Source organism: Paenibacillus sp. NPDC058177 (assembly GCF_042883835.1).
GTDB lineage: Bacteria > Bacillota > Bacilli > Paenibacillales > Paenibacillaceae > Paenibacillus_AQ > Paenibacillus_AQ agri.
Genome location: NZ_JBHVVB010000012.1, coordinates 39,568 through 60,429, shown reverse-complemented (window position 1 = coordinate 60,429; position 20,862 = coordinate 39,568). Strand labels below are relative to the sequence as shown.

Genomic DNA, 20,862 nt, shown 5'->3' with positions numbered 1-20,862 from the left:
GGCTTTGGATTTATCGAACGGAGGCTTCCGGTGACATCCCTTCAATTAACACCTGGGCGACCTCTGGACGGGTGAATTCTGGTGGCGGGCAAGTGCCCTCACGCAGCAACCCCCGCACTTTGGTGCCGGACAGGGTTAAATGATCTTCTCCTGGATGCGGGCAAGTTTTGTTCGAAGCCATATTGCCGCATTTTTTGCAGAAAAAACTATGTTCAAAGAATAATGGCGTTATCCCAAGTTCATCAGCGGTAAAGTTCGTGAAGATCTCCTGTGCTTCGTAAGTGCCATAGTAATCGCCTACCCCCGCATGATCACGTCCAACAATGAAATGGGTGCATCCGTAGTTTTTACGCACCATGGCATGGAAAATCGCTTCCCGTGGGCCTGCGTAACGCATGGCAGCCGGAAACACACCAAGAAAAGTACGATCTTCCGGATAATAATTCTCCAAAAGAACCAAATAACTTTTCATCCGTACATTGGCCGGAACATCATCCGACTTGGTCTCGCCAACTAGCGGGTTCAGGAACAACGCGTCTACAACCTCCATAGCGCACTTCTGGATGTACTCATGAGCACGGTGCACCGGATTGCGTGTCTGAAAGCCTACAACCGTTCTCCAGCCCTTATCCGCGAATATTTTACGGGTCTCCGCAGGGTCGAAATAGAATTCTCCGAACTTCGCCGGTTGTGGACGGTTCAAAACAGTAATGGGTCCGCCAACATAAGTGGAGGGACGCGCCAATAGCTTGCTCACACCCGGATGCTCGGGGTCCGTAGTCTTGAAGACATGCTGTGCTTCTACAAGCTGATCCACGTTATATAGGCTCTCAACGTCCAGCACTCCGTAAATCACACCATCTTCCTGTCCTACCAGCGTGACCTGCTCTCCTACACTAAGGCCGGCCGCAACTTCTTCCTCCACAGCCAGTGTTATCGGAATGCTCCATACCGTACCATTCGCCAGACGCATATTCTGAACAACGGAATGGTAGTCCTGCTCATTCAGAAAGCCCGTGAGCGGCGAAAAAGCTCCCACTGCTATAAGATCAAGATCAGAGATTGTCCAAGTGTTAATAGCGATCGTTTTGTTATGCACTGAGGCTTGCAGCAGTCTCTCGCGCTCTGCCCCTTCTGCTACGCGCCCGACCAGTGTTCCGCCATGCGGCAGTATTGAAGTCATCTATACTCTCCCCTTCTGTGTTGTTGCGGCAGTATGCCTCATTTGTGCAAACCGCATTCGGTTTTCTCCGACCCTGACCAACGTCCTGCACGCGGATCTTCACCTGGCATAACCTGTCTTGTGCAATATTCACAACCGATACTCGGGTAATTCTGGTCATGCAGTGGGTTATAGACCACATTATTCTCACGGATGTAGTTCCAGACATCTTCACTTGTCCAGTCAGCAATTGGATTGAATTTGACTAGGCCGAACTTATAATCGTACTCGACTTTTTTGGCATTGGCACGGGTAGGTGCCTGATCACGTCTAATTCCTGTTATCCATGCCTCATACTGAGACAAAATTCGCGTGAGCGGTTCAACTTTACGGATACCGCAACATTGATTGGGATCTGTACTCCATAGCGCATCACCGTACTGAAGTGCTTGCTCCTGCGGAGTGATTTGTGGAGCTACACGGACAAACTCCAAGCCATATTTCTCTGACATTACGTCTCTGGTTTCATAAGTTTCTTTGAAATGAAAATCGGTATCGAGGTAAAACACATCTGTAGAAGGGCTGACTTTTTGGAGCATATCCACCAAAACCACATCTTCTGCGCCAAAGCTGCAGGCAAACGTTATATTAGGAAAGGTGTCTACTGCCCAGCGAATAATTTCCTCGGGAGAGGCATTTTCCAATTCATCAGCCTTGATCTTGATCAAATCTTCCTTCTCAAGCAGATTCATATTTAATTCCCCCATCCTTATAGAAAAACCTTATTAATCCCAACTATTTTTATATGGAATAGTATATAACTTTCCCTGTAGATGTCAATGAAATTGGATGAAATAAACATTTGCCCAGAAAATAATAATATAAAAAGAAGACCCATCTCCAAAGGAAAAGGGTCTTCTTGTATAGATATTAACGTTTCGAGAACTGAGGAGCACGACGAGCTGCTTTAAGGCCGTATTTCTTACGTTCCTTCATACGTGGGTCACGAGTCAGGAAGCCGGCTTTCTTCAGCGATGGACGGAATTCAGGATCAGCTTTCAGCAATGCACGGGAAATTCCGTGACGGATTGCGCCAGCTTGACCAGAGATACCGCCACCATGAGCCAGTACGATTACATCGTAGCTGTTCAGGGTTTCAGTCAGGTTCAAAGGTTGTTTTACGATCAGTTTGAGTGTTTCCAAACCGAAATATTCGTTGATATCGCGTTTGTTAATGACAATGCGTCCTTCACCCGGTACAAGGCGAACACGTGCTACCGAATGTTTACGACGACCTGTCCCATAGTATTGTACTTGTGCCATGAAACTGTCCTCCCTTATTCTTATCCGCGAAGTTCGTAAACTTCAGGTTTTTGTGCTGCATGTGGATGCTCAGCGCCTGCATAGACTTTCAATCTCAACTTCATTTGATTGCCTTGACGAGTCTTAGGAATCATACCGTGAACAGCAGATTCAAGAACACGCTCAGGTTTAGTCTTAAGCAATTCACCAGCAGTAGTAACTTTCAATCCGCCCGGGTGCATCGAGTGACGATAGTACTTTTTGTTCTCCAATTTCTTACCAGTCAATTCAATTTTCTCAGCGTTGATTACAATTACGAAATCTCCTGTATCAACGTGTGGAGTGAATTGCGGTTTGTGTTTGCCACGGATCAAAGCAGCGGCTTCGCTTGCCAAACGACCAAGTGTTTTGCCTTCGGCATCAATGATGTGCCAATTGCGTTCAACTTCGTTTGGCTTCGCCATATAGGTGGTACGCATGAATGTTTCCTCCTTGTTCTCGTACGAAAATCATCTGTTTCGTATATCTTGTTTCTCATTGAATTACAATTGTGAATGTTAGTGTAAAGCAGTTGTGGGTGTAATCTTGATCGGGGCTGTGGGATAGCCATCAAGAAAACACAACTTTTATTCTACAGTATAAGCATCACAAGTGCAAGTGAAACTTAGGTTTCAATCAGCTTTTTTATAATCGGCCTCTTCATATTCTACGCTCCACAGCGTAAGCCCATTAGCCACAGCTGTAGGGCCTGCTGCACCACGATCACAAGCTGCCAGAATATGTGCTACTTTATCTGCAGGGCATTTCCCTTGACCCACATTGATCAGCGTTCCCATAATAATACGGACCATATGCTGCAAGAAACCACTCCCGGTAATAAAAACATGAATAACTCCCTGATCCCGGGGATTCGGCCTACACATACTTGTGTCTACCTCCATATGCGCCTCATAGATTGTTCGAACATGTGATGTCTTCGTCGAATGCCGTGAAGCAAATGAAGTAAAGTCATGTGTACCCAAAAGATGGGTCAATCCCTGCTGCATGGCTGATACATCCAGGATACCCGGATGATGCAGCTGCCAGCGTCTCTGAAAAGGATCCGGGAACTGATTCGCGTTAATCGTATACCGGTAGGTCTTGCGCTTTGCGCTTCTCCGGGAATGGAACGACAGCGGGACTTCTCTCGCTTCCGTAACCACAATATCCTGCGGCAATCTCGCATTCAGAGCCAGACACCAGCGTTCCAGCGGAATTTGCGAGGAGGTGATGAAATTGAACGGCTGGCCGTATGCATGTACTCCGGCATCCGTGCGTCCTGAAGCATGTATCTTGAGGTCTTCGCCCGTCAAGTGGAGTATAGCCTCTTCCAGCCGGTCTTGAATCGTATTGCCCTGTGGCTGGGTCTGAAAGCCATCATAAGTCGTTCCGTCATAATTGACCTTCATCAATAGATTACGCATTCCATTCTCCTTTACAAAAAAAAGAGCCCCTGCGGGAGCTCCTTCTACTCTAACAAGGCGATTCCCGCGGTTAGTTGTACGGCAGGGCCTATAAGCCCCTGCTGCACAATAACACTTTTCTTTCCCATGAACCATTTTCCGAGGAAAATGATCTCTGGGGTTGCCGGAAATCAATACCTCCGTTACTACGCGCGGTCTACCAGCTCAAGGTAAACCATAGGCGCAGCATCGCCACGGCGAGGTCCCAGTTTCATGATACGAGTGTATCCACCTGGACGCTCTGTGTAACGAGGAGCAATATCAGAGAACAATTTTTGGATTGCATCTTGTTCGCCATCAACAGTCTCACGACGTACAAATGCAGCTACTTGACGGCGAGCATGAAGATCGCCCTTTTTCGCTTTAGTGATTAGTTTCTCAGCGATGGAACGAACTTCCTTCGCTTTGGCTTCCGTTGTTTGGATACGCTCATACAAGAACAGATCCGTTACCAAGTCACGAAACAAAGCTTTACGCGCACTGGAATCACGGCCCAATTTTTGGTATGCCATTCTATTCCCTCCTTTACTATAGCAATCTGATCGCTATTCTTCTGTACGGAGTCCTAAACCGAGTTCCTCAAGCTTTTCCTGAACTTCTTCCAAAGATTTACGACCAAGGTTACGCACCTTCATCATATCTTCTTCTGTCTTCGTGGTAAGCTCCTGCACGGTGTTGATACCAGCGCGTTTGAGGCAGTTGTAGGAACGGACAGAAAGATCAAGCTCTTCGATTGTCATCTCAAGCACTTTTTCTTTTTTGTCTTCTTCTTTTTCAACCATAATTTCGGCGTCTTTCGCTTCATCCGTAAGTCCTACGAACAATACGAGGTGCTCGTTCAAAATTTTGGCTCCGAGGCTTACAGCCTCTTCCGGTCTGATACTACCATCTGTCCAGATCTCAAGCGTCAATTTGTCATAGTTGGTTACTTGGCCAACACGAGTGTTGTCAATGACGTAGTTAACACGAGAGATAGGTGTGTAGATGGAGTCAACCGGGATAACGCCGATTGGCTGGTCTTCGCGTTTGTTCCGGTCCGCTTGGACATAGCCACGACCACGGCCTGCAAAAATTCGCATGTGAAGTCTCGCACCAGGTCCCAGCGTTGCAATATGAAGATCCGGGTTCAGGATCTCAACGTCGCTGTCCGCACGGATATCACCTGCGGTCACGACGCCTTCCCCTTCAGCATCAATCTCGAACACTTTCTCCTCATCTGAATGAATCTTCAGGGAGAGAGCTTTCAGGTTCAAAATGATTTCCGTCACATCTTCCATTACGCCAGGAACGGTGGAGAACTCATGCAGAACACCGTCAATTTGGACCGAAGTCACTGCGGCTCCCGGTAGGGAGGACAGCAGTATCCGGCGAAGCGAGTTCCCCAGAGTCGTGCCATATCCACGTTCCAGCGGTTCAACTACGAATTTCCCATAGGTTCCTTCTTCATTGGCTTCTACGGTCTCAATCTTCGGCTTTTCAATTTCTATCACGAGTGTACCCCTCCTTCAAACGTCGCTCCTATATGAAACTGTCACCCATCAGGTGCATCATGTAGTATGCCTAAACACCTATTATTAGCAGATGCGTCAGAATTATACCACAATCACGATACTGATTTCACTATACGCGGCGGCGTTTTGGCGGACGGCATCCATTGTGAGGAACTGGAGTAACGTCTTTAATGAGGTTAACTTCAAGACCAGCGGCTTGAAGGGAACGGATGGCTGCTTCGCGGCCCGCACCCGGTCCTTTAACCATAACTTCAACGGATTTCATGCCGTGTTCCATAGCGGCTTTCGCTGCTGTCTCGGCTGCCATTTGCGCTGCATATGGAGTCGATTTACGGGAACCTCTGAATCCTTGGCCGCCGGAGCTAGCCCAGGAAATTGCATTACCGTGAGGATCCGTGATGGTAACGATGGTGTTGTTGAACGTGGAACGAATGTGTGCCACGCCACTCTCGATATTTTTACGGTCGCGACGTTTGGTACGTACGACTTTTTTCGGTTTAGCCATTGTCTCTTATCCCCCCTTATTATTTCTTTTTGTTTGCTACCGTACGACGCGGGCCTTTCCGGGTACGGGCATTCGTTTTAGTACGTTGACCGCGAACAGGCAATCCACGACGGTGACGAACACCGCGGTAACAGCCGATCTCAGTAAGACGCTTAATATTTAAGGAAATTTCACGACGAAGGTCACCTTCAACCTTAACGGACTTGTCGATCGTTTCACGCAGTTTGCTGACTTCATCTTCCGTCAAATCACGGACACGTGTATTAGCGCTAATGCCTGTTTCATTAAGAATTTTCTGGGAAGTCGTTTTACCGATTCCGAAAATATAAGTCAAGGCGATCTCAACGCGTTTGTCACGTGGCAAATCCACTCCAGCTATACGAGCCATTTTACGCTACACCCCCTTCTTAACCTTGTTTTTGTTTGTGTTTCGGATTTTCGCAAATTACCATAACAGTCCCTTTGCGGCGGATGACTTTGCATTTCTCGCAAATGGGCTTTACAGAAGGTCTTACCTTCATGCTAATTACCTCCTCAAAGTTTTGCGAAGCAAAACTTTTTTCGTAGTTCCCATCTATTTACGGTAAGTTATACGACCTTTAGTTAAATCATAAGGCGATAACTGCACGACCACTTTGTCTCCGGTCAATATACGGATAAAGTGCATCCGCAATTTACCGGATACATGGGCAAGTATTTGATGACCGTTTTCCAGTTCAACCTTAAATGTTGCATTCGGCAACGGCTCAATGACCGTACCTTCCACCTCAATGACATCTTCCTTAGCCACAGTTAGTCTCCTTTCTCTTTCGCGCTTATTCCTTCGGGATCACCATATTTAGTCACTGCAAAACGCAGCTTTCCATTGGTTACCCTTCCTGTCTCTTTCAAACTGTCCACAACCTCACTGCTGATGAAAGGTATGAGCTCCAGATGAAGAATATTCTTCTTCTTCGGCCCGTCAAACTTGCGTTTGTCCCCATCGGCAATGTATACAAATCTGCTGTCAACAACTGCGATAACAATGGCAGCCTCTCCGGCATCCTTGCCTTTGAGAATTCTCACCAATTGACCAACCTGCGGGCTGCTCCCAGTACTCAAATGAAGATCACCTACGCATTCAGTTTTGTGAAAATTTCCATGCCGTCCGGAGTAACTGCTACTGTATGCTCAAAATGGGCACACAATGAACCATCCACCGTAACGACCGTCCAGTTATCTTCCAGCGTTTTGACATACCGTTCACCCACGTTTACCATCGGCTCAATCGCCAGCACCATGCCAGGTTTAAGCCTTGGTCCGCGGTCCGCTACGCCATAATTAGGAATTTGCGGTTCTTCATGCAGTTCTGCCCCAATGCCATGACCAACATACTCGCGTACCACCGAAAACCCGGCTTCTTCAATGTATTTCTGTATGGCGTGGGAGATTGTAAACAAGCGCACATCCGGCTTAACTAACGCCAGTCCTGCGTACAGGGAGCCCTCCGTAACGTCCAGCAAACGCTGAGCCTCTTCGGAAATGCTGCCCACCCCGTAGGTCCAGGCGGAATCACCGTGATAACCGCGGTACTCTGCGCCGATATCCAGCGTAACGATATCGCCTTCGATCAGCTTGCGTTTACCCGGAAATCCATGCACCAATTGTTCATTGACTGAAGCGCAAATGCTGGCAGGAAAACCGTTGTAGCCTTTGAAAGACGGCACAGCACCTTGACTGCGAATGTATTGATCGGCGATTCTGTCGAGCTCTCCGGTTGTGATCCCTGGCTCAATGGCCTGTGATATCAATCGGTGACTCTCGGCAACAATTCGACCAGCTTCCCTCATAAAGGCAAGTTCCTGTTCGGACTTACATATGATCATTACACTAACCTCGCAGTAAAGACACTATTTCGGAAGAAACGACATCGATTTCGTTTTCCCCGTTCACCTGACGCAAAAGACCTTTATTTTCATAAAACGTGAGCAGAGGCGCTGTCTTGTTGTCGTACTCATCCAGACGCTTTCCTACGCTCTCTTCGTTGTCATCTGGACGTTGATAAAGCTCGCCGCCATCAATGTCGCAAATGCCTTCTTGCTTTGGCGGGTTGAAGATCAGATGATAGGATGCTCCACACACACTGCAAATTCGACGTCCCGTAAGACGTGCCATAAGCAGGCCGCGGTCAACATTCAAGTTGATCACATGATCCAAGGAAGTGTTCAAACGACTCAGGATTCCATCCAGCGCTTCCGCTTGCGAAAGGGTTCTTGGAAAACCGTCCAATAAAAAACCTTTTTCGCAATCGGACTGCTGAAGCCGTTCTTCCACGATTCCAATGGTCACATCATCTGGTACAAGCAAACCCTGATCGATATAGGACTTGGCCTTAAGTCCCACTGGAGTTTCCTGCTTGATTGCCAAGCGAAAGGCGTCTCCAGTTGAGATATGAGGAATACCAAGTTCCTTCACGACCACAGCTGCTTGTGTTCCCTTGCCTGCCCCAGGAGGGCCCATGAATAAAAAGTTCACGATTTCTCTCTCCCTCCAAAGTTCGCCACCAAGCAAGAAACAGCACAATAGGTGCCGGGAAGTCTTCGTTGCTTAAGCCTCACCGGAACCTATCGCCTATTTATTGATGAAGCCTTTGTAATGGCGTTTGATCAAATGGCTCTCAATCTGTTTCATTGTATCCAATGCCACCCCGATCACGATCAGAATCGATGTACCACCGATTTGAACCGAATCAGGCAACCCGGAGATCTTCCCGAAGAATACAGGAAGTACGGAAATCAGAGCCAGGAACAACGCGCCTGACATAGTCAGACGGGACATTACCTTGGTCAAGTATTTCTCCGTAGCTTTACCAGGACGAATTCCCGGAATGTATCCACCATTCTTCTTCATGTTGTCAGCCATCTGCTGTGGGTTCATCTGAACGAACGTATAGAAGAACGTAAATCCGATGATCATCACAATATACAGAACCATACCGAGGGGCTCATTAAACTTCAGGTTGCCAGCAACCCATTTTGCCCACTCATGTGTTGACCAGAAGCTGGAGAGTACAACTGGGAATTGCAGTAGGGATACAGCGAAAATGACAGGGATAACGCCCGCTGCGTTAATCTTCAGCGGAATATGCGTGTTCTGTCCACCATACATCTTGTTGCCGACTACGCGTTTGGCATATTGTACAGGAATTTTCCGTATACCTTGTTGTACAAAGATTACTCCTGCAACAATAGCCACAAGCACGATCACAACAATCACGACTTTAAGAATATTCAGGAACATCTGATCCGGCTGAATAAAGCTGGACTGAGCCGTAGCTGCTATATGTCCCGGAACGCCTGCGACGATTCCCGCAAAAATCAGGATCGAGATCCCGTTTCCGATACCCTTTTCAGTGATTTGTTCACCTAGCCACATCAGGAAGGAAGTACCCGCCGTCAGTATGATGGCAACCAGCAAGTAATCGGCAAACGTTGCATTCGGCATCATCTCAGCACTATAAATCCGGTTAAACCCGATAGACGTGGCAAAACCTTGGATCAAAGCTAATACTACAGTACCATAGCGCGTAATTTGGGCCAGTTGTTTTTTCCCGTGCTCCCCTTGTTTTGCCCATTCAGCAAACTTAGGAACAACATCCATCGACAGTAACTGCACGATGATGGATGCTGTGATGTACGGGTAAATACTGATCGCAAATATTGAGAAGTTCTTGAGCGCTCCTCCGGAGAAGGTGTTCAAAAGACTCATCAACGCTTCGCCTGTCTGATTAGCCGACTGCAAAACATCCTTGTTTACACCTGGAACCGGTACATACGATCCAATGCGGTAGATGATCAAAACGAACAGGGTGAATAGGATCTTTTTGCGCAAATCTTCAACATGCCATATATTCTTAAGCGTCTTGAACATTAGATCACCTCGGTTTTACCGCCGGCAGCCTGGATTTTCTCTACCGCAGATTGAGAGAACTTATTTGCTTGTACAGTCAATTTAACGGATAGTTCACCGTTGCCGAGGATTTTGATACCGCTCTTGGAGTTCTTGACAACGCCTGTTTCCAGCAACAATGCAGGAGTTACTTCAGTTCCTTCTGCGAAGTTGTTCAGATCTTCAAGGTTCACAATCGCATACTCTTTACGGGTAGGATTGATGAAACCACGTTTAGGCAGACGACGGTAGAGTGGGTTTTGACCACCCTCGAAGCCCGGACGAACACCACCGCCGGAACGGGAGTTTTGACCCTTATGACCGCGACCGGAAGTTTTACCGTTACCGCTACTAGGACCGCGACCAACGCGGTTGCGTTCTTTACGGGACCCTGGAGCAGGAGCAAGTTCATGTAACTTCATCGTTTGCACCTCCTTATTGTTGTTAATTTATTACGAAGGATTTAGCCTTCGATTTCAGTAACAGATACCAAATGGCTCACTTTGTTGATCATTCCGCGAATTGCGGGATTGTCATTGTGAACCACTGTCGAATTGAGTTTACGCAGGCCGAGCGTCTTAACTGTAACACGTTGTGTTTCAGGACGTCCAATTACGCTGCGTACGAGGGTAATCTGCAATTTTGCCATTGACGTTCCCCTCCTTAACCGCGCAGTTCTTCGACAGATTTGCCGCGAAGTTTCGCGACCTCTTCAATGCGCTTCAGACGGGAAAGACCCTCCAAAGTTGCATTGACCATATTCATGGAGTTCGAAGAACCCAAAGATTTTGTCAAGATGTCGCCAACGCCTGCCAATTCCAATACCGCACGAACTGGTCCGCCAGCGATAACGCCCGTACCTTCGGATGCTGGTTTCAGCAACACGCGTCCTGCGCCGAAGTGACCAGTAACCAAGTGAGGAATCGAAGTTCCTACGATTGGAATGTGAATCAGGTTTTTCTTAGCATCTTCAATGCCTTTGCGGATGGCTTCCGGTACTTCGCCGGCTTTACCGATACCCGCTCCGACGTAGCCGTTGCCATCGCCCACAACAACCAATGCACTAAAGCTGAAACGGCGTCCGCCTTTTACAACTTTAGCAACCCGGTTAATGTGTACAACTCTTTCTGTCAGCTCTAAACTGTTCGGATCTACACGCAAGTCGTTAACCTCCTTTTAAGAATTATTCTAGAATTCAAGACCAGCTTCGCGAGCTGCATCTGCCAATGCTTGAATCCGTCCATGGTACAAGTATCCACCGCGGTCAAATACAACCACTGCGTGACCTTTTGCTTTAGCGCGCTCAGCGATCAATTGACCTACTTTGCTTGCAGCTTCAACACTGCCGCCATTACCGATGCTACCGCTCAGTTCTTTATCAAGTGTAGAGGCAGATACGATAGTAACGCCTGTAACATCATCGATCAATTGAGCGTAAATGTGTTTCGAAGAACGGAACACATTCAAACGTGGACGCTCAGTAGTTCCCTGAATTTTCTTACGAACACGCAGGTGTCTTTTGAGACGAGCCTTGTTTTTGTCCTCTTTTGTAATCATGCTTCCCTTTCACTCCCTTCAGTTTGCCGTAAACAGCTTCACTTTAAGATGCACGGGGTATCTTACAATTAAGATTGGGCCGATTATTTCTTCTTACCGGCTTTACCTTCCTTGCGGATGATACGCTCGCCTTCATATTTGATACCTTTACCTTTATACGGTTCAGGTTCACGTACGGAACGGATTTTGGCAGCATAAGCGCCTACGCGTTCTTTGTCGATACCTTTAACGATGATCTTCGTGTTCGCAGGAACTTCGAACTCGATACCCGCTTCCGGTGTAATTTCAACCGGGTGGGAGTAACCAACGTTCAGAACGATTTTATCTCCGGATTTGCTTGCACGATATCCGACCCCAACCAGTTCCAGAGATTTCGAGAAACCTTCAGTCACACCACTCACCATGTTGTTGACAACGGAGCGGGTTGTGCCGTGAAGTGAACGATGCAATTTGTTATCCGACGGGCGAACAACAGTGATTTCGTTATTTTCAACCGTAATCTTCATGTCTTTATGAAGCTCACGAGTCAAAGTGCCTTTAGGGCCTTTTACTGTAATAACGGCGTTGTCCAAAGTGACATCTACACCGCTAGGTACTGCGATTGGTTTGCGACCAATACGAGACATGTGTTGCACCTCCTTATCTTGTGACGTTTATTACCAAACGTAGCAGACAACTTCTCCGCCCGATTTAGATTGACGAGCTTCTTTGTCGGTCATAACTCCCTTGGATGTGGAGATAATCGCGATTCCAAGGCCACCGAGTACACGAGGAACTTCATTGCTCTTCGTGTAAACGCGAAGGCCTGGCTTACTGATTCTTTTCAAACCAGAAATAACGCGCTCTTGGTTAGGGCCGTATTTCAAGAAGATACGGATAATCCCTTGTTTGCTATCCTCAACGAATTCAGCATCACGAATGAAGCCTTCACGCTTCAAGATGTCCGCGATTTGTTTCTTCATTGTAGAAGCAGGCATTTCTACTGTCTCGTGACGCACAATGTTAGCGTTACGAATACGAGTTAGCATATCTGCGATAGGATCAGACATAGTCATGTGTGTAAACCTCCTTCCCGTTTATAAACTTCTTACCAACTTGCTTTTTTCACGCCAGGGATCTGGCCTTTATAAGCTAATTCACGGAAACAAATTCTGCAAATTTTGAACTTTTGCAGTACCGAATGTGGACGACCGCAACGCTCGCAGCGTGTATATGCACGCACTTTAAACTTAGGCTCACGTTGTTGTTTAACTTTCATTGAAGTTTTTGCCACTTAGCCTGACACCTCCTAAACATTTTCGGAGAAATGGATTAACCGACTTTATTTTGCGAAAGGTGCTCCCAGTTGCGTAAGCAACTCACGGGATTCCTCATCAGTCTTTGCCGTCGTTACGATAACGATGTCCATACCGCGGACTTTATCCACTTTGTCATATTCGATCTCGGGGAAGATCAATTGTTCTTTAAGACCAAGCGTGTAGTTACCACGACCGTCAAAAGCTTTGGTCGAAATACCACGGAAGTCACGTACGCGTGGAAGCGTTACGTTGAACAATTTGTCCAGGAAGTAATACATACGCTCACCGCGAAGTGTTACTTTAACCCCAATCGGCATATTTTCGCGCAGTTTGAAACCGGCGATGGATTTTTTAGCTTTAGTGATAACTGGCTTTTGACCAGCGATCAATTGCATATCGTTAACTGCTGCATCAAGTACTTTGGAGTTTTGAACAGCGTCACCCACACCCATGTTGATGACAATCTTCTCGATCTTAGGTACTTGCATAACAGTCGAATAGTTAAACTTCTGCATCAAAGCAGGTGTAATTTCGTTCAGAAAACGTTCTTTCATTCTTGCTGCCATGAAGATTTAACCTCCTTTCCTTAAGGGTGATTAGTCGATAATCTCTCCGGATCTCTTAGCAACCCGTACCTTTTTACCGTTATCCAATACTTTGTAACCGATGCGGGTTACTTTACCACTCTTCGGATCAATGTGCATTACGTTGGACACATGGATCGAAGCTTCCTGCTCGATGATTCCACCTTGTGGATTCAACTGGTTCGGCTTTTGGTGTTTTTTCACCAAGTTCACGCCTTCAACCAGGACTCTGTTTTGGCGAGGATAAGCAGCGATGACACGGCCTTTTTTACCTTTGTCTTTCCCGCTGATCACAAGCACCACGTCGTCTTTTTTCACGTGCAGTTTATTGTTATGGGATTCCAGAACTTTTTTCACTCTAGGCATTTATTACACCTCCTATGACTAACCTTCGGTTTTATTAGAACCGTGTGTATTAGATAACTTCCGGTGCCAAGGAAACGATCTTCATGTAGTCTTTATCGCGAAGTTCGCGAGCAACTGGTCCGAAGATACGCGTTCCGCGTGGGCTTCTGTCGTCTTTAACAACAACAGCTGCGTTTTCGTCAAAAGAGATGTAAGATCCGTCTTTACGACGTACCGAACGTTTAGTACGAACAACTACTGCTCTAACTACATCACCTTTTTTGACAACGCCGCCTGGTGTTGCTTGTTTTACCGAGCAAACGATCAGATCGCCAATTGCTGCTGTACGGCGTCCAGTACCACCCAGTACGCGGATACACATCAGTTCCTTCGCACCAGAGTTGTCAGCCACATGCAAACGTGTAAATGGTTGAATCATTATATTTTCCTCCTTCCGGAAAGGCTTTGTTAGCTATCTTAGATAATAATCGCTTTTTCTACCACTTCAACCAGTCTCCAACGTTTGTCCTTAGACAATGGACGAGTTTCCATGACTTTAACGACATCACCAATCTTAGCTACATTCTCTTCATCATGTGCTTTGAATTTCTTCGTAGACTTGATGCGTTTGTGATACAAATTGTGCTTCTTATAGGTTTCAACAGCAATTACGATGGTTTTATCCATTTTGTCGCTGACTACTTTACCAACCAGCACTTTACGTGCATTACGCTCTTCACTCATAGTTAGCCTCCTTCCTGAATTCGGATACTATATCCGCCCTCACTTAACTAATCCCAAGTACTCTTTGATGGATAATGGTTTTAGCACGAGCTATTTCCTTACGCACATCACGAATCCGAGTCGGGTTGTCCAGTTGGCCAGTTGCCAATTGAAAACGGAGATTGAAAAGCTCTTCCTTGAATCCGGCGATCTTTTGTTCAATCTCGGCAGTGGTTAAGTTGCGAAGTTCATTAGCTTTCATTTGCTTCACCACCCACTTCTTCACGTTTCACAAACTTAGTTTTAACAGGCAGCTTGTGAGCGGCAAGACGCATAGCTTCACGAGCGATTTCTTCCGAAACGCCTCCGAGTTCGAACATAATCTTGCCCGGTTTAACTACGGCTACCCATTTCTCAACGTTACCTTTACCACTACCCATACGAACCTCAAGAGGCTTTTGAGTAATTGGCTTATCCGGGAAAATCTTAATCCACACTTGACCGCCACGTTTGATGTAACGTGTCATTGCGATACGTGCAGCTTCGATTTGACGGTTAGTGATCCAAGATGGCTCCAGAGCTTGCAGACCGTATTCGCCGAAGTTCAGCGTGGTGCCGCCTTTTGCCATACCTTTCATGTGACCGCGTTGTTGCTTGCGGTGTTTAACGCGTTTTGGTACCAACATGATTAGTTGCCTCCTTCCTGAGCAGCTTGTTTCTTAGCTGGGGGAAGAACTTCTCCACGGTAGATCCATACTTTTACGCCGATACGGCCGTAAGTTGTATGTGCTTCAGCCGTTCCGTAATCGATATCGGCACGAAGCGTATGAAGTGGAACTGTTCCTTCGCTATAACCTTCTGAACGGGCAATCTCAGCGCCGCCAAGACGTCCGCCAACTTGTGTTTTAATCCCTTTTGCACCGGAACGCATAGTTCTTTGAATTGCTTGTTTCAACGCACGACGGAACGATACGCGACGCTCCAATTGTTGTGCAATGCTTTCAGCAACCAGAATTGCATCCAATTCAGGGTGTTTGATTTCATTGATGTTGATGTGTACTTTCTTACCGCCGGCAATAGCAGTAACTGCGCTACGAAGAATTTCTACTTCTGCGCCGCCCTTACCAATAACCATACCTGGCTTAGCAGTATGAATTGTTACGTTCACACGGTTTGCCGCTCTTTCAATCTCGATGCGGGAAACAGCGGAATCTTTCAATTTGCCTTTAAGGTATTCACGGATTTTGACGTCTTCCATTAAAAGAGTACCGAAATCTTTACCTGCATACCATTTAGATTCCCAATCGCGAATAATACCGACCCGGAGTCCGACTGGATTTACCTTTTGACCCACACGTTATCCCTCCCTTATTTCTCAGATACCACCAAAGTAATGTGGCTTGTGCGTTTATTGATCCGGCTAGCGCGGCCCATGGCGCGTGGACGGAAACGTTTCATTGTAGGACCCTGGTTAACGAAAACTTCGCTAACGAACAAGCTGTTCACGTCCATAGAATAGTTGTGCTCAGCATTCGCAATTGCCGAGTTAAGCAACTTCTCAACCACTGGAGAAGCCGACTTCGGAGTGTGGCGAAGAATTGCAATCGCTTCTCCAACTTGCTTACCGCGAATCAAGTCAACAACCAATTTCGCTTTACGAGCAGAAATGCGCACCGATCTAGCATGTGCTTTTGCTTCCATTGTTTTCCCTCCTCTCGAACGAAGAACTTAATTATCTTCTTGTTTTCTTATCGTCACCCGCGTGGCCTTTGTAAGTACGTGTTGGCGCGAACTCGCCCAATTTGTGACCTACCATATCTTCCGTTACGTATACTGGCACGTGTTTACGGCCGTCATATACACCAAACGTATGTCCGATAAACTGAGGGAAAATAGTGGAGCGACGGGACCAAGTTTTAACAACGACTTTCTTGTCTGCCGCGTTCAGTTCCTCAACTTTTTTCAGCAGGTAACCATCGATAAATGGTCCCTTTTTCAAACTGCGACCCATGTATGAATCCTCCCTTCATGACAAATCTTCAAACCGCGAATCGACGCTTCGCGCTTAACTTACTGCCAGAAGCGTCTTATTTCGTGCGGCGGCGAACGATATATTTATCAGATGCCTTGTTTTTCTTACGCGTTTTGTAACCAAGGGTTGGTTTACCCCAAGGAGACATAGGCGATTTACGTCCGATTGGAGCGCGGCCTTCACCACCACCGTGTGGGTGATCGTTAGGGTTCATTACTACCCCTCGAACTTCAGGACGTTGGCCAAGCCAGCGACTGCGTCCAGCTTTACCGATTTTGATCAATTCGTGATCTTCGTTACCTACGGAACCAATCGTTGCGCGGCAAACGCTCAGGATCTTACGAACTTCACCGGAGTTCAAGCGAACGGATACGTATTTCTCTTCTTTACCAAGCAATTGAGCTTCTGTACCAGCAGCACGAACCAATTGTCCGCCTTTACCTGGTTTCAACTCAATGTTGTGGATAACTGTACCAACCGGAATGTTTTCCAGTGGAAGGGTGTTACCAATTTTGATGTCGGCTTTAGGGCCAGACTCGATCTTATCCCCAACTTTAAGGCCTTTAGGAGCGATGATGTAGCGTTTCTCTCCATCAGCATAGTGGATCAAAGCAATATTGGATGTACGGTTCGGGTCATACTCGATTGTAGCAACGCTACCAGGTATGCCGTCTTTCGTACGTTTGAAGTCGATGATACGGTATTTACGTTTGTGTCCGCCGCCGTGGTGACGAACCGTAATTTTACCTTGGTTGTTGCGGCCCGCTTTTTTGCTCAGTGGCGCAAGCAACGATTTCTCTGGCTGGTTTGTTGTGATTTCTTCAAACGTAGACACGGACATTGCGCGTCTGGCCGGAGAGGTCGGTTTGTACTTTTTGATTGGCACTATATTTCCCTCCTTACTTTAAGAGTATTATTCTACCGCTTCAAAGAATTCGAGCGGTTTGCTGTCCGGGCTCAGCTTAACGATGGCTTTTTTCCACTCTGGAGTGTATCCGGAGTATTTGCCATAACGTTTCAGTTTGCCAGGTACACGCATTGTGTTCACACTAACTACTTTAACTTTGAAAATCGCCTCAACGGCTTTCTTGATTTCGGTCTTGTTAGCACGAATATCCACTTCAAAAGCGTATTTCAATTCGCTCATGTATTCGGAAGTGCGTTCCGTAATCACCGGACGTTTGATAATATCACGAGGATCTTTCATTATGCGAACACCTCCTCTACCTTCAGAACTGCTTCCTTGGTGATGATCAGTTTGTCGTACGACAGTACGTCAAGAACATTGATGCCGTCAGCCGCTACGAATTTCACCCCAGGGATGTTACGAGCGGAGAGAGCTACGTTATCGTTGTAGCTGTCAGCTACGATCAACGCTTTGCGCTCTACTTTCAGATTGTTCAGAATCGCTGCGAATTCTTTCGTCTTCGGAGCATTCAATGTCAAGCTATCCAATACGATAATGTCGTTCTCAAGAACCTTCGAGGACAACGCGGATTTAATAGCCAAACGGCGAACTTTCTTAGGCAGTTTCCAGGAATAGCTGCGAGGAGTTGGTCCGAAGACTACGCCGCCGCCTTTCCATTGTGGGGAACGAATGGAGCCTTGACGAGCACGACCTGTACCTTTTTGTTTCCAAGGTTTACGTCCGCCGCCACGTACTTCAGAACGTCCTTTAACTTTGTGTGTTCCACGACGAAGGGAAGCTCTTTGCAGCAATACAGCTTCATGCAGCACGTGCACGTTCGGCTCAATACCGAATACTGTTTCGCTCAGTTCAACTTCGCCAACTTCGTTACCACTGATATTAAAAAGTGTTACTTTTGGCATTTCATGTTCCTCCTTTCTTCAGGAATTATTTCTTAACAGTTTGTTTCACTTTCACAAAGCTGTTTTTAGGGCCCGGAATCGCGCCTTTAACCAGCAATACGTTACGTTCTACATCCACGCGGATGATTTCAAGCTTTTGAACCGTCACAGTCGTGTGGCCCATGTGACCTGGAAGGCGTTTGCCCTTAGGAACACGGTTAGCTTGGATCGAACCCATGGAACCAGGTCTTCTGTGGTAACGGGAACCGTGGGCCATTGGTCCGCGGCTTTGTCCCCAACGTTTGATAACACCTTGGAAACCTTTACCCTTGGTTGTACCGGTTACGTCAACAAATTCGCCTTCCGCGAAAATGTCAGCCTTAAGCTCTTGTCCAACCTCGAGTGCCCCGAGATCAACACCGCGAATTTCGCGAACGTAGCGCTTAGGTGTTGCATTTGCCTTTTTGGCGTGACCTTGTTCAGGCTTGTTGGAGCGACTTTCCTTCTTATCGGAAAAGCCCAACTGCACTGCTTCATATCCGTCGATATTCAGGTCTTTCTTTTGCAGTACCACACAAGGTCCAGCTTCGATAACAGTAACAGGAATTACGTTACCTTCCGCAGTAAACACTTGAGTCATACCGAGTTTTTTTCCCAAGATACCTTTCATGTTGACACCTCTTTTCTTTTCCTAAGTTCCTAATGTTAGTATTACAATTTGATTTCGATATCTACACCGGACGGCAGATCCAAGCGCATCAAGGCGTCCACAGTTTGTGGTGTTGGGTTCACAATATCGATCAAACGTTTGTGAGTCCGTTGTTCAAACTGTTCACGGGAATCCTTGTACTTGTGCACCGCACGGAGAATAGTAATGATTTGCTTCTCAGTTGGCAGCGGGATCGGCCCGGATACACCAGCACCCGAACGTTTTGCTGTTTCAACGATCTTCTCTGCGGATTGATCAAGAATTCTGTGGTCGTATGCTTTCAAGCGAATACGAATTTTTTGCTTTGCCATTTTAGTCCCTCCTTCTATCGCCCAATTTGGTATCGGACATACTCCGTGAAAATTTTCCGACGTTCGTCCCCATGGCAAAGGGGCCGGGTGTGTCAGTAACCTCTCACATCATCGCAACGTCTCAGAACAACATTTATTATTATATAGAATAGGCGGATACTTTGCAAGCGAAAATAAAAAAACGCGCATAAATTTCTTATGCAGCGTTAATTTTGGTCATAAAACTTGTTTCTTCTATATATATGTTAAAGATTTTCCGTAGCTGATTTAAAAAACACTGCCGAGGACGCGGACTGGGCCGTTGTGGACCCGATTCCTTCAATCGTCTGGATTAGAGTTCTTATTTCCTCTTCTACCGTAACAATCTCCTGAGTACTGCTCTGCATAGCTTCCACAATCTCAGAGAAGAGTCGACTGGTCTCCATAGATTTCTGCTTACCGCTTTTAGTAAGTTCCTGTACCTTGCGGATCTCCTCCACCACCTGTTGACTGAGAAGGCCGGACTTGCTCGTTAGCTCTCCAATCAGTACCACTGTGCTCTTCGTATCTTCCGCAAGCCGACTGACCTCCTGCGCGACTATAGCGAAGCCCCGTCCATGCTCACCGGCCCTGGCCGCCTCTATAGTAGCATTCAAAGAAAGAATCTTGGTCTGGTCGGCAATCTCCTGTACAGCAGCCACAATCTTTTGGATCTGCTTAGAGGAACTGGAGAGTTCATTCACCGACAGCTCCATCGCCTCGCTCCGCTCATAAATATAATTATTCCGTTCTGTGAGATCACTCAAATGCTCTCGTCCATCCTGCGCCATCTCCTGTGACTCTTGGGCGGAAGCAGCTGTACGCTTGAATGTATCATTAACTTCATTACTACTGGCCACCAGTTGCTCTACAGCTGCGTTGGTATCAATACTGAGATCTACCAGTTCACCACTGAATTCAGCTATTTTCTGCTTCAGTTCATTTTTAACAGTCTGATACTGCAGTTCCTTCTCACGGATGTTCTCTTTCTCGTACTCTTCCAGCACTAGTTGTTGCTCCAGATTCAAGAGCTTAGTCACAGTCTGGACAAAGGCCACTCGTTCCTGATCGTTGCTTGCTTCATTGTGCATAACAGTGATAAATACATTTTGGAGGTTCTGAAAAGCGGATAAGTACCATTTGGGCTCCAGCCCAACTCTCTTGTGGATGTTTGCAATGTGGAGGCGTTTAGCAATATATTCTTCATTAACATTACCGTCAAAGATTTCGATGATGTGATCGCGCAGCGTCTTTTTCAGCCGCTCAATACTACTGTGTTCCTTAATGATGGCCTCTAACTTGCGGACGCCTAACACCGAGTCGTAGAAGTGATCAATGATGTAATCAATATTGCGTTCAAGAATCGGCTTAACCTGCTGCAGCTGAGCTAAATCTTCTTTCGTAAGATCAATCATTCTCATTTGCTCATTAAGCTCCTCATGCCCTTCAAGACTGTGGAAGGTCCCATTAGCAGGCATTAAGAGAGCAGGATCATTTAAGGAATTTATATCGGGCGGTTTTGCATTATTCCTTCGTGAAGCTAAAGTGTGCATAAAAGAAAACGGAC

At 46.7% G+C, this 20,862-nt stretch carries 37 protein-coding genes; all 37 read right to left on the bottom strand.

What is annotated here, in order from left to right; translation table 11 throughout:
• Positions 1–10: 10 nt before the first annotated feature.
• Complete coding sequence (gene sat / locus ACFVU8_RS29110) at positions 11–1,183, bottom strand: sulfate adenylyltransferase (RefSeq protein WP_387432058.1); 1,173 nt, start codon at positions 1,181–1,183, stop codon at positions 11–13.
• 38 nt (positions 1,184–1,221) lie between these two features.
• Entirely contained in the window at positions 1,222–1,914 is a 693-nt protein-coding gene (locus ACFVU8_RS29105) for a phosphoadenylyl-sulfate reductase (protein WP_066367531.1), read from the bottom strand.
• Positions 1,915–2,092: 178 nt separating this feature from the next.
• Positions 2,093–2,485, bottom strand: coding sequence for a 30S ribosomal protein S9 (rpsI, locus tag ACFVU8_RS29100; protein WP_175370335.1), 393 nt, complete (start codon positions 2,483–2,485; stop codon positions 2,093–2,095).
• A gap of 20 nt (positions 2,486–2,505) precedes the next feature.
• Positions 2,506–2,943 carry a 50S ribosomal protein L13 gene (gene rplM / locus ACFVU8_RS29095; protein ID WP_175370336.1) on the bottom strand — a complete coding sequence of 146 codons (438 nt, stop codon included), beginning with the start codon at positions 2,941–2,943 and terminating at the stop codon, positions 2,506–2,508.
• Between the two features lie 192 nt (positions 2,944–3,135).
• Positions 3,136–3,927: a tRNA pseudouridine(38-40) synthase TruA gene (truA, locus tag ACFVU8_RS29090; RefSeq protein WP_175370337.1), complete on the bottom strand. Its 792-nt coding sequence runs from the start codon at positions 3,925–3,927 to the stop codon at positions 3,136–3,138.
• A gap of 185 nt (positions 3,928–4,112) precedes the next feature.
• Positions 4,113–4,478, bottom strand: coding sequence for a 50S ribosomal protein L17 (rplQ, locus tag ACFVU8_RS29085; RefSeq protein WP_066367544.1), 366 nt, complete (start codon positions 4,476–4,478; stop codon positions 4,113–4,115).
• 33 nt (positions 4,479–4,511) lie between these two features.
• A complete protein-coding gene (locus ACFVU8_RS29080; RefSeq protein WP_175370338.1) occupies positions 4,512–5,456 on the bottom strand; it encodes a DNA-directed RNA polymerase subunit alpha in 945 nt (314 codons plus the stop codon).
• 130 nt (positions 5,457–5,586) lie between these two features.
• Positions 5,587–5,982, bottom strand: coding sequence for a 30S ribosomal protein S11 (rpsK, locus tag ACFVU8_RS29075; RefSeq protein WP_066367554.1), 396 nt, complete (start codon positions 5,980–5,982; stop codon positions 5,587–5,589).
• A 19-nt stretch (positions 5,983–6,001) separates the two neighbouring features.
• Complete coding sequence (rpsM, locus tag ACFVU8_RS29070) at positions 6,002–6,370, bottom strand: 30S ribosomal protein S13 (protein WP_066367557.1); 369 nt, start codon at positions 6,368–6,370, stop codon at positions 6,002–6,004.
• Positions 6,371–6,389: 19 nt separating this feature from the next.
• On the bottom strand, positions 6,390–6,503 hold the full coding sequence (rpmJ, locus tag ACFVU8_RS29065; RefSeq protein ID WP_003322638.1) for a 50S ribosomal protein L36: 114 nt from the start codon (positions 6,501–6,503) through the stop codon (positions 6,390–6,392).
• 53 nt (positions 6,504–6,556) lie between these two features.
• The gene (gene infA / locus ACFVU8_RS29060) at positions 6,557–6,772 is read right to left on the bottom strand and encodes a translation initiation factor IF-1 (protein WP_006212898.1); all 216 of its coding nucleotides are present in this window, start codon (positions 6,770–6,772) and stop codon (positions 6,557–6,559) included.
• Between the two features lie 2 nt (positions 6,773–6,774).
• Complete coding sequence (locus ACFVU8_RS29055) at positions 6,775–7,083, bottom strand: KOW domain-containing RNA-binding protein (RefSeq protein WP_066367562.1); 309 nt, start codon at positions 7,081–7,083, stop codon at positions 6,775–6,777.
• 11 nt (positions 7,084–7,094) lie between these two features.
• The gene (map, locus tag ACFVU8_RS29050; protein WP_175370339.1) at positions 7,095–7,847 is read right to left on the bottom strand and encodes a type I methionyl aminopeptidase; all 753 of its coding nucleotides are present in this window, start codon (positions 7,845–7,847) and stop codon (positions 7,095–7,097) included.
• A 4-nt stretch (positions 7,848–7,851) separates the two neighbouring features.
• Positions 7,852–8,496 (bottom strand): adenylate kinase, encoded by a 645-nt coding sequence (locus ACFVU8_RS29045; RefSeq protein WP_066367572.1) that lies wholly within the window; start codon positions 8,494–8,496, stop codon positions 7,852–7,854.
• A 96-nt stretch (positions 8,497–8,592) separates the two neighbouring features.
• Positions 8,593–9,891 carry a preprotein translocase subunit SecY gene (secY, locus tag ACFVU8_RS29040; protein WP_175370340.1) on the bottom strand — a complete coding sequence of 433 codons (1,299 nt, stop codon included), beginning with the start codon at positions 9,889–9,891 and terminating at the stop codon, positions 8,593–8,595.
• Positions 9,891–10,331: a 50S ribosomal protein L15 gene (gene rplO, locus ACFVU8_RS29035; protein WP_066367583.1), complete on the bottom strand. Its 441-nt coding sequence runs from the start codon at positions 10,329–10,331 to the stop codon at positions 9,891–9,893. Before rplO ends, secY begins: the two co-directional genes overlap by 1 nt.
• A 41-nt stretch (positions 10,332–10,372) precedes the next feature.
• Positions 10,373–10,558, bottom strand: coding sequence for a 50S ribosomal protein L30 (gene rpmD, locus ACFVU8_RS29030; protein ID WP_175370341.1), 186 nt, complete (start codon positions 10,556–10,558; stop codon positions 10,373–10,375).
• Between the two features lie 14 nt (positions 10,559–10,572).
• Positions 10,573–11,070: a 30S ribosomal protein S5 gene (gene rpsE / locus ACFVU8_RS29025; protein WP_066367590.1), complete on the bottom strand. Its 498-nt coding sequence runs from the start codon at positions 11,068–11,070 to the stop codon at positions 10,573–10,575.
• Positions 11,071–11,097: 27 nt separating this feature from the next.
• Positions 11,098–11,466 (bottom strand): 50S ribosomal protein L18, encoded by a 369-nt coding sequence (gene rplR, locus ACFVU8_RS29020; RefSeq protein WP_175370342.1) that lies wholly within the window; start codon positions 11,464–11,466, stop codon positions 11,098–11,100.
• Positions 11,467–11,549: 83 nt separating this feature from the next.
• Positions 11,550–12,092: a 50S ribosomal protein L6 gene (gene rplF / locus ACFVU8_RS29015; RefSeq protein ID WP_066367610.1), complete on the bottom strand. Its 543-nt coding sequence runs from the start codon at positions 12,090–12,092 to the stop codon at positions 11,550–11,552.
• A 30-nt stretch (positions 12,093–12,122) separates the two neighbouring features.
• Positions 12,123–12,521: a 30S ribosomal protein S8 gene (gene rpsH, locus ACFVU8_RS29010; RefSeq protein ID WP_039877390.1), complete on the bottom strand. Its 399-nt coding sequence runs from the start codon at positions 12,519–12,521 to the stop codon at positions 12,123–12,125.
• 32 nt (positions 12,522–12,553) lie between these two features.
• Positions 12,554–12,739 carry a type Z 30S ribosomal protein S14 gene (locus ACFVU8_RS29005; protein WP_036589425.1) on the bottom strand — a complete coding sequence of 62 codons (186 nt, stop codon included), beginning with the start codon at positions 12,737–12,739 and terminating at the stop codon, positions 12,554–12,556.
• Between the two features lie 48 nt (positions 12,740–12,787).
• A complete protein-coding gene (gene rplE / locus ACFVU8_RS29000) occupies positions 12,788–13,330 on the bottom strand; it encodes a 50S ribosomal protein L5 (RefSeq protein ID WP_066367613.1) in 543 nt (180 codons plus the stop codon).
• Between the two features lie 30 nt (positions 13,331–13,360).
• A complete protein-coding gene (rplX, locus tag ACFVU8_RS28995) occupies positions 13,361–13,714 on the bottom strand; it encodes a 50S ribosomal protein L24 (protein WP_083205138.1) in 354 nt (117 codons plus the stop codon).
• Positions 13,715–13,763: 49 nt separating this feature from the next.
• Positions 13,764–14,132, bottom strand: coding sequence for a 50S ribosomal protein L14 (gene rplN / locus ACFVU8_RS28990; RefSeq protein ID WP_066367616.1), 369 nt, complete (start codon positions 14,130–14,132; stop codon positions 13,764–13,766).
• A 38-nt stretch (positions 14,133–14,170) separates the two neighbouring features.
• The gene (gene rpsQ / locus ACFVU8_RS28985; protein ID WP_066367620.1) at positions 14,171–14,437 is read right to left on the bottom strand and encodes a 30S ribosomal protein S17; all 267 of its coding nucleotides are present in this window, start codon (positions 14,435–14,437) and stop codon (positions 14,171–14,173) included.
• Between the two features lie 43 nt (positions 14,438–14,480).
• Positions 14,481–14,678, bottom strand: coding sequence for a 50S ribosomal protein L29 (gene rpmC, locus ACFVU8_RS28980; RefSeq protein ID WP_066367623.1), 198 nt, complete (start codon positions 14,676–14,678; stop codon positions 14,481–14,483).
• Positions 14,668–15,102, bottom strand: a complete 435-nt coding sequence (gene rplP / locus ACFVU8_RS28975; protein ID WP_066367625.1) for a 50S ribosomal protein L16 — start codon at positions 15,100–15,102, stop codon at positions 14,668–14,670. Before rplP ends, rpmC begins: the two co-directional genes overlap by 11 nt.
• 2 nt (positions 15,103–15,104) lie before the next feature.
• The gene (gene rpsC, locus ACFVU8_RS28970) at positions 15,105–15,770 is read right to left on the bottom strand and encodes a 30S ribosomal protein S3 (protein WP_175370343.1); all 666 of its coding nucleotides are present in this window, start codon (positions 15,768–15,770) and stop codon (positions 15,105–15,107) included.
• Positions 15,771–15,784: 14 nt separating this feature from the next.
• A complete protein-coding gene (rplV, locus tag ACFVU8_RS28965; RefSeq protein ID WP_019908228.1) occupies positions 15,785–16,117 on the bottom strand; it encodes a 50S ribosomal protein L22 in 333 nt (110 codons plus the stop codon).
• Positions 16,118–16,148: 31 nt separating this feature from the next.
• Entirely contained in the window at positions 16,149–16,427 is a 279-nt protein-coding gene (rpsS, locus tag ACFVU8_RS28960; RefSeq protein WP_019908227.1) for a 30S ribosomal protein S19, read from the bottom strand.
• A gap of 76 nt (positions 16,428–16,503) precedes the next feature.
• Complete coding sequence (gene rplB, locus ACFVU8_RS28955) at positions 16,504–17,334, bottom strand: 50S ribosomal protein L2 (protein ID WP_066367631.1); 831 nt, start codon at positions 17,332–17,334, stop codon at positions 16,504–16,506.
• 27 nt (positions 17,335–17,361) lie between these two features.
• On the bottom strand, positions 17,362–17,655 hold the full coding sequence (gene rplW / locus ACFVU8_RS28950) for a 50S ribosomal protein L23 (protein ID WP_019908225.1): 294 nt from the start codon (positions 17,653–17,655) through the stop codon (positions 17,362–17,364).
• Positions 17,655–18,278: a 50S ribosomal protein L4 gene (gene rplD / locus ACFVU8_RS28945; protein WP_387432056.1), complete on the bottom strand. Its 624-nt coding sequence runs from the start codon at positions 18,276–18,278 to the stop codon at positions 17,655–17,657. The genes rplW and rplD overlap by 1 nt, the downstream gene beginning before the upstream one ends.
• Positions 18,279–18,303: 25 nt before the next feature.
• A complete protein-coding gene (gene rplC, locus ACFVU8_RS28940; RefSeq protein WP_066367635.1) occupies positions 18,304–18,927 on the bottom strand; it encodes a 50S ribosomal protein L3 in 624 nt (207 codons plus the stop codon).
• Between the two features lie 41 nt (positions 18,928–18,968).
• Positions 18,969–19,277: a 30S ribosomal protein S10 gene (rpsJ, locus tag ACFVU8_RS28935; RefSeq protein ID WP_017692074.1), complete on the bottom strand. Its 309-nt coding sequence runs from the start codon at positions 19,275–19,277 to the stop codon at positions 18,969–18,971.
• Between the two features lie 245 nt (positions 19,278–19,522).
• Positions 19,523–20,773 carry a protoglobin domain-containing protein gene (locus ACFVU8_RS28930; RefSeq protein WP_387432053.1) on the bottom strand — a complete coding sequence of 417 codons (1,251 nt, stop codon included), beginning with the start codon at positions 20,771–20,773 and terminating at the stop codon, positions 19,523–19,525.
• Between the last annotated feature and the right edge of the window lie 89 nt (positions 20,774–20,862).